Origin of the sequence: Lentilitoribacter sp. EG35, assembly GCF_040784015.1 — a bacterium.
In the GTDB taxonomy this organism is placed as follows: Bacteria; Pseudomonadota; Alphaproteobacteria; order Rhizobiales; family Rhizobiaceae; genus Lentilitoribacter.
The window spans coordinates 137,219-152,068 of sequence record NZ_JBFNGQ010000007.1; the positions used below are offsets into that span (position 1 = coordinate 137,219).

The 14,850-nt window shown below is 43.9% G+C and carries 15 protein-coding genes; 7 read left to right on the plus strand and 8 right to left on the minus strand.

Annotation, left to right across the window (positions count from 1 at the left end; genetic code table 11):
• Window positions 1-44: 44 nt before the first annotated feature.
• Entirely contained in the window at window positions 45-485 is a 441-nt protein-coding gene (locus AB2J24_RS13415) for a VOC family protein (RefSeq protein ID WP_197742789.1), read from the plus strand.
• Between the two features lie 459 nt (window positions 486-944).
• Window positions 945-1,562 (plus strand): response regulator, encoded by a 618-nt coding sequence (locus tag AB2J24_RS13420; protein ID WP_244627836.1) that lies wholly within the window; start codon window positions 945-947, stop codon window positions 1,560-1,562.
• A gap of 17 nt (window positions 1,563-1,579) precedes the next feature.
• Here AB2J24_RS13420 and mnmD read toward each other — a convergent pair whose 3' ends face one another.
• Window positions 1,580-2,299 (minus strand): tRNA (5-methylaminomethyl-2-thiouridine)(34)-methyltransferase MnmD, encoded by a 720-nt coding sequence (mnmD, locus tag AB2J24_RS13425; protein WP_367385821.1) that lies wholly within the window; start codon window positions 2,297-2,299, stop codon window positions 1,580-1,582.
• On the opposite strand from mnmD, the gene AB2J24_RS13430 reads away from it, so the two are divergent.
• Complete coding sequence (locus AB2J24_RS13430) at window positions 2,298-3,488, plus strand: NAD(P)/FAD-dependent oxidoreductase (protein WP_367385822.1); 1,191 nt, start codon at window positions 2,298-2,300, stop codon at window positions 3,486-3,488. The two genes, mnmD and AB2J24_RS13430, sit on opposite strands and share 2 nt — an antisense overlap.
• A gap of 181 nt (window positions 3,489-3,669) precedes the next feature.
• On the opposite strand, the gene AB2J24_RS13435 is transcribed toward AB2J24_RS13430, so the two are convergent.
• Window positions 3,670-4,743 carry a patatin-like phospholipase family protein gene (locus tag AB2J24_RS13435; protein WP_367385823.1) on the minus strand — a complete coding sequence of 358 codons (1,074 nt, stop codon included), beginning with the start codon at window positions 4,741-4,743 and terminating at the stop codon, window positions 3,670-3,672.
• Complete coding sequence (locus AB2J24_RS13440) at window positions 4,743-5,519, minus strand: 3-hydroxybutyrate dehydrogenase (RefSeq protein WP_367385824.1); 777 nt, start codon at window positions 5,517-5,519, stop codon at window positions 4,743-4,745. Before AB2J24_RS13440 ends, AB2J24_RS13435 begins: the two co-directional genes overlap by 1 nt.
• 204 nt (window positions 5,520-5,723) lie before the next feature.
• Between AB2J24_RS13440 and sbmA the strand changes: the two genes are divergently transcribed.
• Window positions 5,724-6,962: a peptide antibiotic transporter SbmA gene (gene sbmA, locus AB2J24_RS13445; RefSeq protein ID WP_367385825.1), complete on the plus strand. Its 1,239-nt coding sequence runs from the start codon at window positions 5,724-5,726 to the stop codon at window positions 6,960-6,962.
• On the opposite strand, the gene AB2J24_RS13450 is transcribed toward sbmA, so the two are convergent.
• Together AB2J24_RS13450 and AB2J24_RS13455 are read right to left on the minus strand one after the other, a co-directional pair.
• Window positions 6,959-7,909, minus strand: coding sequence for a polysaccharide deacetylase family protein (locus tag AB2J24_RS13450; RefSeq protein WP_367385826.1), 951 nt, complete (start codon window positions 7,907-7,909; stop codon window positions 6,959-6,961). The genes sbmA and AB2J24_RS13450 overlap by 4 nt on opposite strands.
• Window positions 7,910-8,064: 155 nt before the next feature.
• Window positions 8,065-8,403, minus strand: coding sequence for a TraR/DksA family transcriptional regulator (locus tag AB2J24_RS13455; RefSeq protein ID WP_162652004.1), 339 nt, complete (start codon window positions 8,401-8,403; stop codon window positions 8,065-8,067).
• Between the two features lie 170 nt (window positions 8,404-8,573).
• Between AB2J24_RS13455 and AB2J24_RS13460 the strand changes: the two genes are divergently transcribed.
• Together AB2J24_RS13460 and der are read left to right on the plus strand one after the other, a co-directional pair.
• Window positions 8,574-9,245, plus strand: coding sequence for a tetratricopeptide repeat protein (locus AB2J24_RS13460; protein WP_162652003.1), 672 nt, complete (start codon window positions 8,574-8,576; stop codon window positions 9,243-9,245).
• 63 nt (window positions 9,246-9,308) lie between these two features.
• On the plus strand, window positions 9,309-10,736 hold the full coding sequence (gene der / locus AB2J24_RS13465) for a ribosome biogenesis GTPase Der (RefSeq protein ID WP_367385827.1): 1,428 nt from the start codon (window positions 9,309-9,311) through the stop codon (window positions 10,734-10,736).
• Between the two features lie 23 nt (window positions 10,737-10,759).
• On the opposite strand, the gene AB2J24_RS13470 is transcribed toward der, so the two are convergent.
• From AB2J24_RS13470 to AB2J24_RS13480, 3 genes are read right to left on the minus strand one after another with little or no spacing between them, the layout of a single operon-like run.
• Window positions 10,760-11,650 (minus strand): DMT family transporter, encoded by an 891-nt coding sequence (locus AB2J24_RS13470; protein WP_367385828.1) that lies wholly within the window; start codon window positions 11,648-11,650, stop codon window positions 10,760-10,762.
• Window positions 11,651-11,709: 59 nt separating this feature from the next.
• Window positions 11,710-12,363 (minus strand): HAD family hydrolase, encoded by a 654-nt coding sequence (locus AB2J24_RS13475; RefSeq protein WP_367385829.1) that lies wholly within the window; start codon window positions 12,361-12,363, stop codon window positions 11,710-11,712.
• Window positions 12,364-12,367: 4 nt separating this feature from the next.
• Window positions 12,368-13,297 carry a DMT family transporter gene (locus tag AB2J24_RS13480; RefSeq protein WP_367385830.1) on the minus strand — a complete coding sequence of 310 codons (930 nt, stop codon included), beginning with the start codon at window positions 13,295-13,297 and terminating at the stop codon, window positions 12,368-12,370.
• A gap of 234 nt (window positions 13,298-13,531) precedes the next feature.
• Between AB2J24_RS13480 and AB2J24_RS13485 the strand changes: the two genes are divergently transcribed.
• Window positions 13,532-14,710, plus strand: a complete 1,179-nt coding sequence (locus AB2J24_RS13485) for a cell wall hydrolase (protein ID WP_420883655.1) — start codon at window positions 13,532-13,534, stop codon at window positions 14,708-14,710.
• Window positions 14,711-14,850: the final 140 nt, after the last annotated feature.

Below are 14,850 nucleotides of genomic sequence, written 5' to 3' on the forward strand. Positions count from 1 at the left end.
GGGCTAAATAACCTCTTGACCTCAAGTTAACTTGAGAGATTACCATGCCTTCGATCAACATTAAAGAAGGAAAGATTACAATGACAATTGCGGAAAAAGTGCAAAATGAAACCTATCTTGAACATATCAATGTGACGGTGATCGATGTTGAAAAGACGGCAGAGACATATTGTAAATTATTTGGCTGGAAAGTTCGTTGGAAAGGAGATTCTATACATGGAGGAACATCGATTCATGTTGGAGGCGAGGGCAGTTACTTAGCTATTTATGAAAATGGCAACTCAAAAGGTTCAACAGAAGATACCTACCATCGTTACAATGGATTAAACCACATAGGTGTTGTTGTTGATGATCTTGACGATGTGGAGAAACGAATAGTTGATTTGGGCTATATCACCACGTCTCACGCCGATTATGAACCTGGTCGCCGTTTCTACTTTGATGATGAGAATGGCATAGAGATTGAGGTCATTAGTTATAACTAGATGAGTGATAGTGGAGGATTTCTTGGCTCGTAAGAAAGGGTGGTACTCAGGATTTTCTTAAGCATCGGAAATATTGGATTTTCCTATCCCATTAAAAATACTAGATTTTTGGTATTTTTATTGGGGTCCAAGATTAATCTTCTTTTTACTCATTTCAACGAAGCTTACTTAAACAATAAGTACAAATGTATTTGATGAACGAGTATAAATTTGTCTGAGAAGAACAATTTTCCAATGTTCCGAGCGTTAGTGATTAGCAGCTCGGATATCGATCAAGAGCTATATCAGGAACAATTGCGTTCTCTGAACATAGACAGCTGCGCGACTGAATGTTTAGCTGAAGCTCAAAAGGTAATAAACGTGGTCGCGGAAAAAAATATATCAGTAGATTTGATTGTGATTGACTGTGAACAGATTGAATCTATGCACGAAAAATTTGTCGCTGATTTAAGGAAACACTTGAGTTTTAAAAATACAGTAATTCTGCAGGCAACTGATGGCAACGCGACTGAAAGCCAGATCTTTTCTATTTCCAAGAATGTTGACGCGACATTCACTAGACCGATATCGCCATCTCTGTTTGAAGATAAAATCGTAGAACTTCTCAATATTCAGATGGCTGGTTCAGATGATCTACCTGAGGAAGAAACATCGAATTTCGGTCTTGATATTCTCATTGCTGAGGATAACGAGGTAAATCAAATCGTTTTTACTGAAGTATTAAATGATCTGGGAGCAAACTTTAAAATTGCTGGAAACGGGCAGGAAGCTGTTGAGCTTTGGAAGACGCATAATCCTGCCATCGTTTTGATGGATGTTTCTATGCCAGTGATGAGCGGACATGAAGCTACGAAAGCGATCCGTGCAATTGAAGAAGAAAATGACCTTCGACATACGCCCATTTGCGCGATTACTGCACATGCGTTGAAGGGTGATAAAGAAGATTGTTTCGCCGCCGGTATGGATGACTATCTATCTAAGCCCGTTAGCCCGGATATGATGGCAGCAAAAATTGGTAGTCTACTTCCAAAATCGCATCCATTAAATAAAACATTTGCGGTAGGAGAAGCAGCCTAAACTGCAGGTGATCATGCTTAAGCTAACAATTTTACTCCTCTAATCATATCTCGTTTGCCAGCATATCCTTGGTATTTTTTGATGGTAAATCCGGCGGCTTGCAGATTTCGGCGTACCCAGCCAGCAGCTGTATAGCTCGCCAATGTACCATTGGAATTGGTGTGATCCGATACGGCTTGCATGAGATTTTTATTCCACATGGCATGATTTCTGGCTGGTGAAAATCCATCAAGATACCAAGCATCTGCACGCAGGTCTGTTTGATGGATTATCTCATTCACATCACCAACATGCAGATGAAGGCTAATGTCTGGCTTAAATTGAAAAACTTGATACATCTCGAATGAAGAAGGCCAAATGTTCAGAAGTCTTTGTTTTTCTGCTTCTATTTCTGGCCATACCGCAAGCGCTTTATCAATCTCATTGCTCATCATGGGAAAAAGTTCAAAACTATGAAATTCAAGCTTGGCACCATCAGGTGCAAGGGTGTGGAACAGGCGAGTTGTTTCCAAAAAATTCAACCCCGTTCCGAAACCCAATTCGGCGATGACAAATGATTGTTCAGATGTAAAACGGGTTTGAAGGTCATTTCCATTTATAAAAACGTGGTTGCATTCTAAGCGGCCGTCGGTTTTTGAATAAAAATAGTCGCCAAATTGTGTGGAATAGGGCATATCACCCTCACGCCATTCAATTTCGTTTTTAATCTCTTCTTTTACTTCAAGGTTCTTATTCATGAGTTCAGGCGATAACGTTGGTTTTATTGATCGTCAAACAGAATTTGATGTTCTTGTGGTTGGTGGTGGTATTATTGGTTGCTGGACTGCCTATAAAGCCGGAAAACGCGGATTAAAAACATTGCTGATTGATCAAGACGAGGTCGGCGCAGGAGGAAGTGGTGGTGTCCTTGGCGCACTCATGCCACATATGCCTGAACGCTGGGATGGCAAGAAACAGTTCCAATTCGAGGCATTGCACGCGCTGCCAGAGGAAATTAAACTGCTGGAAGATGAAACATCGCTCTCATGTGGTTATAATAGGTGTGGCCGTGTTGCTCCTATTATGAATGATACAAAACGCGGGCAAATGGCGGGCCATCTGCCAAATGCGGAAAAACATTGGCTTGGCGTTTATGAATGGAAAATTCTGAACAAGTCACCGATTGACAATTGGCCAATTGCATCCAAGGCAGAGCATGGCGTTGTTTATGATACGCTGTCAGCGCGTGTTAATCCTCGTAGGATTTTGGCCGCGCTCAAGCAGGCTATTTTACAAGATAGCATGATTACACTTCGTGAAAATATTGGATTGTTGAAATATGATGAAACGGTATGCCGGGCGACATTGAGTGATCTATCAGAGATCAAATTCTCGCATATTGTTTTGGCAGCTGGTACCAACACATTTGGCTTCGTTGCGCCGTCATTGTCCGTACCAGTACTTGCATTGGGTAAACCCATAAAGGGGCAGGCGGCAATATTAAAGGCTGATCTTGATCCAACTTGGCCAATTATGTTCGATATGGGGCTTTACGTTATAGTTCATAAAGATGGTCATGTTGCCGTTGGAAGTACGAGCGAAATAGAATTTGATGACCCTATGAGCACTGATCAGCAGTTGGAAACGCTCATAAAGCGGGCGAGAGAGTTTTGCCCGCAGCTAAAAGATGCGGATGTGATGGAACGTTGGGCGGGCTTGCGACCACGAGCGATAGGGCGAGATCCTCTTATCGATCATATGCCTAAAGCAAAAAATGTTATTGTTGCAACAAGCGGCTTTAAAATTACTTTTGGTGTTGCGCACAAAATGGCAGATGTCGCGATTGAGCATATTTTGGATGAGAAAAGGACCGAAGTGCCTGAGAGTTTTCGAATTCCGGCCCATCTTGCCAAAGCTAGAAAGCAAGCAAGAAGGGCAGAAATATAAGACAAATTGTCTTTGAAAATTCAGCCACGTGGCAGTACATCCGTGCTCACGCAGCTTGCTCAGAACTATGTTCTAAGTGTCTTATTGTTACTACACTTAGTTAACAGTTTCTTGACAATCAAGGGAAGGTTTCACAAGTTATTGAAAGTATTGAGTTAAAATTTGTATTGGATGCAATATTTTAGCTGTGAATGTTCGAGATATTAAGAAATTCAGCGTCTAAATCAACAGATGAGTGTTTTCCAACAGCCTCAAAATGAGTTTGGCACCACTCTTTCGCTACGCCTCTGCCGCGATCTCGCAAGTCAGTCAAAAACGGCCAACTAATATCATATTTCGTCGCAACACTGAGATCATCAAGCGCATCATCTGAGTGTATTGAATGGACATAAACATCACGAATATTATTATGATATTCGTCTTTGAGCCAATGTTCCTGCACAAGTTTGCTCGCAAATTTGATAGCACGTAATTCACTGATAAGCGAACTATTGAAAGAAATCTCGTTGAGGCGGTTCATGATTTCAGGTGCGGTTTTTGGAATGCTCTCACGTCGCATCGGGTTGATGTGCACGATCAGAACATCTCGACTTTCGCATTTATAAAAGAATGGAAATAAAGCTGGATTGCCAATAAACCCACCATCCCAATATGCTTCACCATCTATTTCGACAGCCTTATACAGGCTCGGCAGACAGGCAGATGCCATGACAGCATCGAGACTGATATCAGACGTTTCAAAAATACGAGCTTTGCCTGTTTTAACGTTTGTTGCGTTGATAAACAGTTTCACATCTGTGCAGCATCGAAGCCGTTCGAAATCAACGCACTTTTCCAATAAATCGCGTAGTGGGTTGAAATCAAAAGGGTTAAGTTCATAGGGTGACATGGTTCGGGTCAATGTATCGAGCGCATTGTAAGTGGCTGCAACCATGGGACCAGTGCCGCCGAAGGAGGCACCAATCATTTTCTTCCAAGGTTCCATCATGTCGCCGAAAGGAGATGTCCCGGCTTCGCTCATAGCTTTCCAAAACTCGTCTAGCTTGGCTCGAGCGCCGTCGTGACCGCCAACTTGTAGACCGTAGGCTAGAAGAACAGAGTTGACCGCGCCTGCACTGGTGCCAGAAAGGCCATCGAGTTTTATTCTGCCATCTTCAAGCAAGTAGTCAAGCACACCCCAGGTGAAAGCTCCGTGAGCGCCACCACCTTGGAGGGCAAGGTTAATTGTTTTTGTCTGGGGCGTGGCCTTTGCCATTATTGTGCAGACCAACCGCCGTCAACAGGCAGGGCTGTACCTGTGATTTGGGCCGCATCATCGGACGTAAGATAAAGTGCAAGTGCAGCAACTTGATCAATTTGCACAAACTGTTTCGTGGCTTGAGCTTTGAGGATCACATTTTTGATCACCTCTTCTTCGCTCATTCCGCGAGCCTTTGCCGTGTCAGCAATTTGCCCCGTTACAAGCGGTGTTTCAACATAACCCGGACACACCGCATTTGCAGTCACGCCATGCTCTGCACCTTCAAGCGCGAGCGTTTTAGTAAGGCCCAAAATACCATGTTTGGCTGTCACATAGGCACTCTTATAAGGAGAGGCGATGAGACTATGTACCGACCCAATGTTGATAATCCGCCCAAAACCACGCTTCTTCATTCCGCCAAATGCGGCACGCGTGGTGTGAAATGCGCTCGACATATTGATCGCAATAATCGCGTCCCACTTGCTGGTTGGAAAATCTTCAACTTTTTCAACAAATTGTATGCCCGCATTGTTGACAATAATATCAACTTGACCAAACTTTTCTTCGGTCGATTTCACCAAATCTTCAATCTGATCAGGCTTCATCATATTCGCATCATGGAAAACAGTCTGGCCAGAACCCAGCGCATCGACCTCAGCGCGTACTGGTTCATTTTCTTCTGCGCTACCAAGTCCATTGATAACGACGTTCATGCCAGCTTTGGCAAATGCTTTCGCAATGCCTAGACCAATGCCACTGGTTGAACCAGTGATGATTGCAGTTTTTGTCATCTTGATACCTTTGCCTGCTAAGTAAATTTATATTGCGTTGCACAATTACTAGATAAAGCTCGTTATGGAAAGTGATAAATCTAGTTCGTGATCAAATGGTGATCACATTAATGTAGCTTGTTGTGTTTCCCGTAAGGTCTTATAAACAAGCAAAATTACGAATCGCGATGGTAATAATTGCGCGAATAACAAAAGGTTAAAATATTGTTTAGATCTTTTTTTCCAAGTCCGATTATATTCTTTTCATCGGTAGTCGTTTGGACGGCTGTTGCCATTATAATTTGGTTCGGATTTTTATCCGACTTTGTGCCAATGCTTGAATATTTGGAGGAGTTTGTTCCTCAAGCAGTTGAAGGTGAACGTCCACCATTTCTAACGGTGGATAAGCTTTCAATATACATCTATATTCTTGTGGCAGGCTTCGGGTTTACCTTGATTTGGTTTTTCATTGAACGCAATAAATGGTATGTATGGTCCGTCTTTGGTTCGACGGTTATCATCTTAGTCACCTATTATAGCGTTCAAATCTCTGTTTATTTCAACGGTTGGTTTGGTAACTTCTTTGACCTTATTCAAAAAGCTTTGACAGAACCTAACTCAGTAAAACTCTCAGTGTATTATGGCGAGTTAATAACAGTTGTACCAATTCTTATCGTCAGCATATCAGTTCTCATTTTACTTTCATTTTTTGTGAACCATTATGTATTTCGCTGGCGTACTGCAATGAATGATTATTATATGGAAAACTGGCCAAAGCTTCGCCACGTTGAGGGTGCGGCCCAGCGTGTGCAGGAAGATACGATGCGATTTGCCAGTATTGTTGAGGGGTTAGGTGTGGCCTTTGTGCGATCTATGATGACTTTAATTGCATTTTTGCCATTACTTTATAGTCTATCTCAGAAAGTTACAGAGCTGCCTTTCTTTGGTAGAGTAGATGGTTCTATGGTTTATGTGGCTATTATGTCGGCATTGTTGGGTACTGTGTTATTAGCTGTAGTAGGCATAAAGTTGCCTGGGCTTGAATTTAATAATCAGAAAGTTGAAGCGGCCTATCGTAAAGAGCTAGTTTATGGTGAAGATAGTGGTGATCATGCACAACCACAAACTGTTAAAGAGCTATTTGCTGCGGTCAGGAAAAACTACTTCAAACTTTACTTCAATTATTTGTACTTTAATTTAGCACGCTATGCGTATCTGCAAGGCTCTAACTTTATACCACTTGCCGTACTTGGGCCAACTATTGTGTCAGGTGCAATTACATTTGGTGTATTCCAACAGATAAGAGATGCATTTGATCGAGTGGAAGAGAGCTTTAAGTTCTTTGCAAATTCATGGACAACGATTGTTGACCTTATTTCAATTTACAAACGTTTGAGTGCATTCGAAAGTATCATTTATCAGGATGAAGTTGCGTCACACGATGATGCGCCCCAAAACGCCTAACCATTTTTATCTGACGTATTCTTGAGGCGTGAAAGCGCCTCTTGATATGTGATGCAGTCAACATCTGGCTTGTTGCACACATCTATCGCAAAGCGCTCAAGCGCACGCCAGTAGGCGCCCGCATTCATTTCGACAAAGTGATAACCAATTTGAAACGGTATGCGGTCGCCATTATATTGCTTTTCAAATGCTGCATTAAATGCATTTAAAGTGCGTGTTTCAAATTCCGTTGAGTGCGCGGCATTTTCCTCGGCCTTGGAATGTCTTACATATAGGTTGTAATCCATTGCAATAATAGGACGTTTTGAAGGCCCTTCCGGGATGAGGGGAAGCGCAAATTCCACAACATCCTTAGCCATGTTTGGTATTTTTGGTCCGCGTGATACGGTGCTGGCATCGTAGGCAAAGCCATTACTTTTGAGTGCTTTGAACAGGCCGTTGCCGACAGATAAATAAGGCGCACGAAACCCTTTAATCTCGTCTTTGACAAACTTTTTCCATCCAATGGGTTCAAGATGCGCTAATCCGTTGCGCGACCATGCAGAAGATAAGATATCGTTAAACTGCGCAAGCTCTGAAGACCATTGATCAGCACTCCAGTTCGCACCATCAAAATGCCCGCAAGTATGATTTCCTATCTCATGTCCAAAATTACGAGCAGCCCAAACGTGCTCAAGTCGTGTGGTAACGTCTTCAACAGAAGGAGCAAAACCAATATTGGATGTGCCTCTGGTCCTGCCTGGTGCTTTGTAAATGCCTTTGGCATCGCGCTTTTGCATATAAAACACACAGGAGAGAAAGTAGGTGAATTTTGCTGAACTTTGTTCTGCGATGTGTAGGCTTTTCTCCCATAATTTGTTGTCATGAGCGCCATCAAACGAGATCAAAATGATCTGGTTTTCTTTTGCATAAACAGGCTCGCTTTGGAAGCCAAACGCTAAACTCATGCTACATATACATGATAATAGGGGTAAGTTTTTGGTCAAAAAAATCTTTCAGATGGACGACCTCAATGAGGTGAGGTTGTCGCATAATTTTGTTATCTGTTGTGCATATATCAAACTAGAAATTATGGCAAACCTATGACTTGAGCTTGGATTCCCTATACATTTTCCGCACAAGTTACGCAGCGTTCCGCCATTGGGTCAATCTCAAGCCGTTTATCAGGAATTTCTTCGCCGCAATTGACGCAATAGCCATATTCATCTTCGTTCATTCTGCGATGAGCCATTTCAATACGCACGAGGTCGCGTGTGCGGTTGCGTTCCTGCGCTTGTGCCATGGCCTGCTGCTGCATAGAATCCATCCGCGATAAACGGCCGACCGAATTTTGATCAAGGATAACAGGTTCGCGAAATTCTGCCGACAGTTTAGAAAACGCCTCGAGTTCTTTTTGTACTCCATCCAGACGCATCTTGGCTTTTTTAATATCGATGGCCATGCTTGTGTCTCTCCCAAACGCCTGCAAATTAAACGTAATGTGATCATTTTACCGCATTTCTGGCGTTTAAGCACGTTAATGCCGCTCTTTTATCAAAAAGCTCTTTTAACTTTTCCAAAATCGTTTAGAAGGCGGCATAATCAATATTTTAAATAGAAGACGATCTTATCATGAGTAGTGAAGACGACAATTTTATTCGCGAAGTCAATGAAGAGCTACGTTCCGATGCTGCAACGGCCATTTGGAAGAAATACGGCAAGTTCATTATTGGTGGTGCTGTGGCCATCGTTGTCGGTGTGGCAGGCAATGTTGCTTATAAGGAATATACTGCCAATCAAGCCGCTGCATCAGGTGATATCTTCCTAGAAGCACTAACTGCTGCGCGAGAAGGTCGACAAGATGAAGCTATTGAAGGTTTTGATAAGCTTGAAGCAGAGGGATACGGTGCCTATCCTTTGATGGCTAAGCTCCGTGCCGCAACAGTGTTGGCCGATAAAGGCGACGCCAGTTCTGCGATTGCAGCCTTTCAGGCTGTATCTGGCGACAATGGTGTGCCAAAAGCGTTGCAAGATATCGCAAAAATTAGAGCTGCCTATCTGCTTGTTGATCACGGATCGTACGATGATGTATCGCGTGAAGTTGAGGTTTTAACCGATACAGAAAATGCAATGCGCCATTCTGCTCGTGAGGCGCTTGGATTAGCTGCCTATAAAGCAAATGATTTTGCCCGCGCAAAAGAGTGGATGCAGCTAATTGTTGATGATCGTCGTTCTCCGCAGCAGATGAGTTCGCGCGCGCAAGTTATTCTCGATCTTATTGCTGGTCGCAGCGCAGCATCGTAATTAAGCAATTAAATACCCAAACAGATATCTAAAATGATATGTGGGGCATGATTGGATGCACAAATGAGTTTCACACTAGCTATCGTTGGTCGCCCAAATGTGGGTAAGTCAACATTATTTAACCGTTTGGCAGGCAAAAAGCTGGCGCTTGTTGACGATACGCCCGGCGTTACGCGTGACCGGAGACCGGGCGATGCGAAACTTGTAGATCTTCATTTCCAGATGATTGATACAGCGGGCTTGGAAGAATCCGGCCCTGATACGCTTGAAGGCCGCATGCGCGCGCAAACTGAAGCTGCGATTGATGAAGCAGATATTGCGCTTTTTTTGGTCGACGCAAAAATGGGTATCACTCCTGCAGATGAAACGCTCGCAAAGCTTTTGCGCAAGCGTGGTAAGAAGGTGGTCTTGGTCGCCAATAAATCCGAGGCTAGGGGAGCTGAATCCGGCCTGCTTGATGCGTATCGCTTAGGCCTCGGTGAACCATGCCCAATTTCTGCCGAACATGGTGAAGGCCTGCTCGATCTACGTGATGCAATTGTCGACGCTGTGGGAGAAGATGTCGCATTTGATGATGACGAAGAGGATTTCGACGAAGCTGAAACCGATGTCGATGTGTACGATGATGACTTTGAAGATGATGAGGAAGAGCTCGAGATTGATACGAGTAAGCCACTTCGTGTCGCAGTTGTTGGTCGTCCAAATGCCGGGAAATCTACGCTGATCAACGAGTTTTTAGGTCAGGACAGACTGCTTACCGGACCGGAAGCTGGCATAACGCGCGATTCTATTTCTGTCGAATGGGAATGGAACGATCGCAAGATCAAGATGTTTGACACTGCTGGTATGCGTAAGCGTGCTCGGGTTCAAGAAAAGCTTGAGAAACTTTCAGTTGCAGATGCATTGCGTGCAATCCGGTTTGCAGAAGTTGTTGTCGTTGTCCTCGACGCAACAATTCCTTTTGAGAAACAGGACTTGCATATTGCTGATCTGATTATCAAAGAAGGCCGTGCATGTGTGATTGCGATAAATAAATGGGATTTGGTGGAAAATCGCCAAGAGCATTTGAAATATCTGCATGAAGAAACAAGACGTCTTTTGCCGCAAGTGCGCGGAATACTGGCTGTGCCAATTTCCGGTCAGATGGGCAATGGGCTCGACAAGCTTATGCAAGCAGTGATCGATACCCATAGAATATGGAACCGTCGTATTCCAACCGCACGGTTGAACCGTTGGTTGAATATAACAACGGCGCAGCATCCGCCACCGGCAGTATCGGGCCGCCGTTTGAAATTGAAATATATGACACAGGTTAAATCACGCCCACCTGGTTTTATGATCTCCTGTACTCGCCCAGATTCTTTGCCAACATCTTATTCACGTTATTTGATCAATAAAATGCGTGAAGATTTTGATATGCCGGCCATTCCGATCCGCATACATTATCGATCTGGTGATAATCCGTTTGAAGGTCGCCGACGCCGGCGTTAATTTAAATGGGTGAGATTATCCATTTAGGCTTTTTCTTCATTCTTTAAAAGGATAAGAAGCGCGATTGTTGTAATGGCAACGCCAACACTTATTTTTAGGTCTGGCAGACCATTACCAATCACCCACTCCCATAAAATCACCCAACTTGGGACAAGATATGTGTAAGCCATGACTTTTGCAGAGGGAAGGCGTAATGCTGCAAATTGTGTCAGAAAAAATGTCAGCGATGTTGTAATAAGCACGAGATAGGTAAAAATGAGCCAGAATCTTGCCGGAAGTTCTAACCAGTTCGTATCAAGAATATTTTGATAGCTATAGATTATAAGAGCAATAGCACCTCCTACCATAACGCCAAATGTCGAAACAGTGACAGGTTCGCCTCGGTTTAGTTTTCGAAACAGTACAGTATAAAGCGCATGCGCGGCTGCGCCAAAGAAAAAGATAAATTCTCCCAAACCAAGATCAAATTTCACAAACGCGTTCAGATCAGCTTTAAAAATTACCCATAAAGCTCCAAAAGCACCGATAGCGAGTGCCAAGGCCATGCGTTTTGTCATAGCTTGTCTAAGTAGTGCATAGCCGAAGATAGCCGTCATGAGCGGAATTAGTGTGGCGACTGCGCTTGTCGAAACCGGTGCCGTTATTTTCAATGCTTCAAACATGGCGACGAAATAGACAGAGAAAACCGCACCCAATAATAAAAAACGCCATGGTGCTGCAAAATGTCTGCGTTTTGCCTTGCCATTTAGTGTGATGATACATCCCATAAATATTGCGGCAGCTACAAAGCGTACCGCCGTAAGTGCATCTGGTAAAACAACGTTTGCAATTTCTGATCCAAGACTAAAAGATCCAGCGATGCAGAAAGACATAAGGAGCATAGCGAGATGGCCGTGGAGTTGTGATTTTGGCATGGGCTACTTTTGTTTAGTAAGGTTCTGAAGTTTGGATCATATGTTATTGCTAATATATCTCAAATACCCACTAATTTAGGTATCTCCCGCATGGATAAAAATTTTGTCGCACCATGAGATATCAAATCATTTGCATTAGTATCCGCTGCATAGCCTAAACATTTCATATCAGCACGCTTTGCTGCCAATGCTCCTGTTGGACTGTCTTCGATGACAATACACTCGGAAACATCTTCACGCATCTGACCCGCTGCATGTAAAAAAAGCCCCGGGTCTGGTTTCCAAACACCCACATCGTGTGCTGAATAGATGTATTCATCAAAATGACTTAGTAGCCCGCTTGCACCGAGCATGATCTCCATTTTTTTTCGGCTTCCATTGGAAGCGACGCAGATCTTTATTTGTTCTGCTTTGATTTGTTTTAAAGCATCCTCGATGCCATCTATAAGTGGAACACCCTGTTCGAGGCGTGTGAAAATCTCATAATAGATTTCGTCTAGCCAGTGGTCAGGTAATGATGCACCAAGTTTTTGTGCTGCATTGCCAATTTCAGACATTTTTCCTGCACCGAGTTTGTCGCGACAGTCAATCGGACTGATCTCTAAGCCGTATTTTGCAAAGTTCGCGGATAAGACTTCGCAATGCGCCATCACGCTGTCTACCAGCACACCATCGCAATCAAATATAATGAGATTAGGAGTTGTCTTTGTCACGTATCTATTCCGTACCTGAGGCTTGCTTTGACAGATGATGCTCACGATATAGTGTGTAAATACCGGATGTGCTGATTATTGCTGCTCCAACCCATGTCCAAATATCGGGCAGATCATTAAATATAACATAGCCATACATCGTACCCCAGATGATCAGACTATAATGAACAGGGGCTACAATTACAGCTTCGGTGAACTCCAGAGCCTTGATAATGCAGATTTCCGCAGCGGCTGCGATGATTGCCAATCCAACAAAAATCAAAACTGCCTGACCTGTTTGAGGCGTTTTCCACACAATTGGTAGTGCTGTTGACAGTATCGCGCCACTGACAAGAGCCGTGTAAGCAATGGTTGTCGTTGTCTTATCATCACTCAATGCACGTGATAGAATCTGCCGTGTGGCAAATAACCCAGCGGCGATAAGAACCAAAAATACGGCCGGATGGACAGCATCAGCACCTGGGCGTATAACAACAAGTGTGCCTAGAAATCCAATAATGACAGCCGTCCAACGCCTGATGCCAACCTTCTCGCCTAAAAAGAGTGCGCCCATGATGGTGACCATAAACGGTGCAACAAAGCTAACGGCAACCGCATCCGCCAATGGCACATAGGCGACTGCGAAAATAAATATCGTCCCAGAACCAGCAGCCGCTGCGCCTCGTGTGATTTGAAGACGTGGATGGGTTGAACGGAAAACAGATAAACCTCGGAAGGCAATTAGAATGACAACGCCTCCCATAAGGCCTGCCTGTCTTGACCACATGATTTGAACTGCGTGGAAGTCTGCAGTCAGGTATTTCGCGAGCATATCGCCTGCCGAAAATAAAAACATTCCGACTGCCATAAATATAAGCCCACGGGTCGCGCTGGATCGTGGTTTAGTTTTAGAAACTGGATTAATAACTGTATCGCTGATTTTGATGTCGGACATATGTTAAATTGATGCGCCTTTATTTTAAGAAGAGCAATTGTTTTTTTAAATCCCGACGAAAATTCCTGAACTTGGAAATTAATCCGTTCAATCGTGACTGCGAAAGCCTCGCTTTGGTCATAATTATCATCGCTTATCAAATTGGGGAGCGGCATATTAACTTTCCATCAAGGTTAACCGATTATGATCCATTTCAGTAAAGTAAAGCGTATTTGTATCTGTTGGAGTAGTGTGTTGCGTAAGAATAGTTCTTTGGCGAGCCGGGTGTTGGCACGCATAAGCGCCGTAGTTGCGCCTGTCTTATTCGGTCTAGCCGGATTTATGATGTCCCCCACAGTTGTTGCAAATTCTGATACAGCATCAATCCTGGCGCAGATGTCTGGTAAAGGTGATCGCTGGAAAATGCACATCACGTCAGCCCCCGCAGGTGCAATTCAAAAAGCTGAGATGGCGTTTGCTGATCCTATTTTGACCGGTTCAACCGTTCCCGCCGCTAGCCTAAGTCTTGGTAATGGTGAGACAGTTTCTTTTAACGCCAAAATTGGTATTTCTGAAATTACTCCTGACGAAAAGCGTGTGACACGACATCTGAAAAAAGGCCGGGTGATGGCGGTATCTCCATCGCAACCACCTAAGAATTTTTCTGCCGGATCGATCATAGGAGAGCAAAGTTCGCTTCAGCTCCCGAGAGAGAGTAAAGATGTTACAATGATTTTTGAAAAATCAAAAATCCAAGGGCGCGAGATTGAAATTGCCTCTGCCTTCTACAAGAAGGGAAAGCCCAAAGTCTCCAAAAACGTGCCTAAAATACTTAGGTCACTTATAACCAATAATAATGCAGACATTCTAGCAACTGCCTATGCTCCGCCTCCGGCGGATTATGCGCGTGAAACGCCCTTTGCTTCCATCTTAACTGAGAAAGCTAAGCGTGGTCGTTTTATTCCACCAATCGAAAAAGGTGATCACGCCTGGGCTGCCAAGCCGCTCCCCGCGCGGGTTTTTGCTGCAAGTGAGCAGCGTTGCCTTGCCGCAGGGATATATTTTGAAGCCCGCGGTGAACCCATAAGAGGGCAGGCAGCCGTTGCTCAGGTGATTCTCAATCGCGTTAGAAACCCGACCTATCCAAATACAATTTGCGGCGTTGTGTATCAAAACAAGAGCTGGCGCAATCGGTGTCAATTCTCGTTTGCGTGTGACGGTATTCGCGACCGCGTAAAATCACCCAAACTATGGAATCAGGCCGAAGAGGTTGCGCTTGCCACAACGGCTGGCAAAATCTGGTTCAAAGAAGTTGGCTCTTCCACACATTATCATGCGACATATGTCCGTCCAAGATGGGCAAAATCTATGCGCCGCGTTGGAAAAATAGGTTTACACATCTTTTATGTGACCTATGGCGGTGGTTGGAGTTAGATTCTCCACCCTCAAGTCTCTGATTTACTGTGTAACACTGTCGCAATTTCCATCTCGTTTAGCAGCTTTGAGCTAATAAAAATACGTCAATCGGTTAAGTCTTTGATTTATAAAACTTAATCTTTTGTGTTTTTGGTCGC

What these genes read in the sequence shown, in the direction of transcription:
- AB2J24_RS13415 (WP_197742789.1), top strand. Translation starts at nt 45, where the DNA reads ATGCCTTCGATCAACATTAAAGAAGGAAAGATTACAATGACAATTGCG.
- AB2J24_RS13430 (WP_367385822.1), top strand. Translation starts at nt 2,298, where the DNA reads ATGAGTTCAGGCGATAACGTTGGTTTTATTGATCGTCAAACAGAATTT.
- mnmD (WP_367385821.1), bottom strand. Translation starts at nt 2,299, where the DNA reads ATGAATAAGAACCTTGAAGTAAAAGAAGAGATTAAAAACGAAATTGAA.
- AB2J24_RS13435 (WP_367385823.1), bottom strand. Translation starts at nt 4,743, where the DNA reads ATGGCAAAGGCCACGCCCCAGACAAAAACAATTAACCTTGCCCTCCAA.
- AB2J24_RS13440 (WP_367385824.1), bottom strand. Translation starts at nt 5,519, where the DNA reads ATGACAAAAACTGCAATCATCACTGGTTCAACCAGTGGCATTGGTCTA.
- AB2J24_RS13450 (WP_367385826.1), bottom strand. Translation starts at nt 7,909, where the DNA reads ATGAGTTTAGCGTTTGGCTTCCAAAGCGAGCCTGTTTATGCAAAAGAA.
- AB2J24_RS13455 (WP_162652004.1), bottom strand. Translation starts at nt 8,403, where the DNA reads ATGGCCATCGATATTAAAAAAGCCAAGATGCGTCTGGATGGAGTACAA.
- AB2J24_RS13460 (WP_162652003.1), top strand. Translation starts at nt 8,574, where the DNA reads ATGAGTAGTGAAGACGACAATTTTATTCGCGAAGTCAATGAAGAGCTA.
- der (WP_367385827.1), top strand. Translation starts at nt 9,309, where the DNA reads ATGAGTTTCACACTAGCTATCGTTGGTCGCCCAAATGTGGGTAAGTCA.
- AB2J24_RS13470 (WP_367385828.1), bottom strand. Translation starts at nt 11,650, where the DNA reads ATGCCAAAATCACAACTCCACGGCCATCTCGCTATGCTCCTTATGTCT.
- AB2J24_RS13480 (WP_367385830.1), bottom strand. Translation starts at nt 13,297, where the DNA reads ATGTCCGACATCAAAATCAGCGATACAGTTATTAATCCAGTTTCTAAA.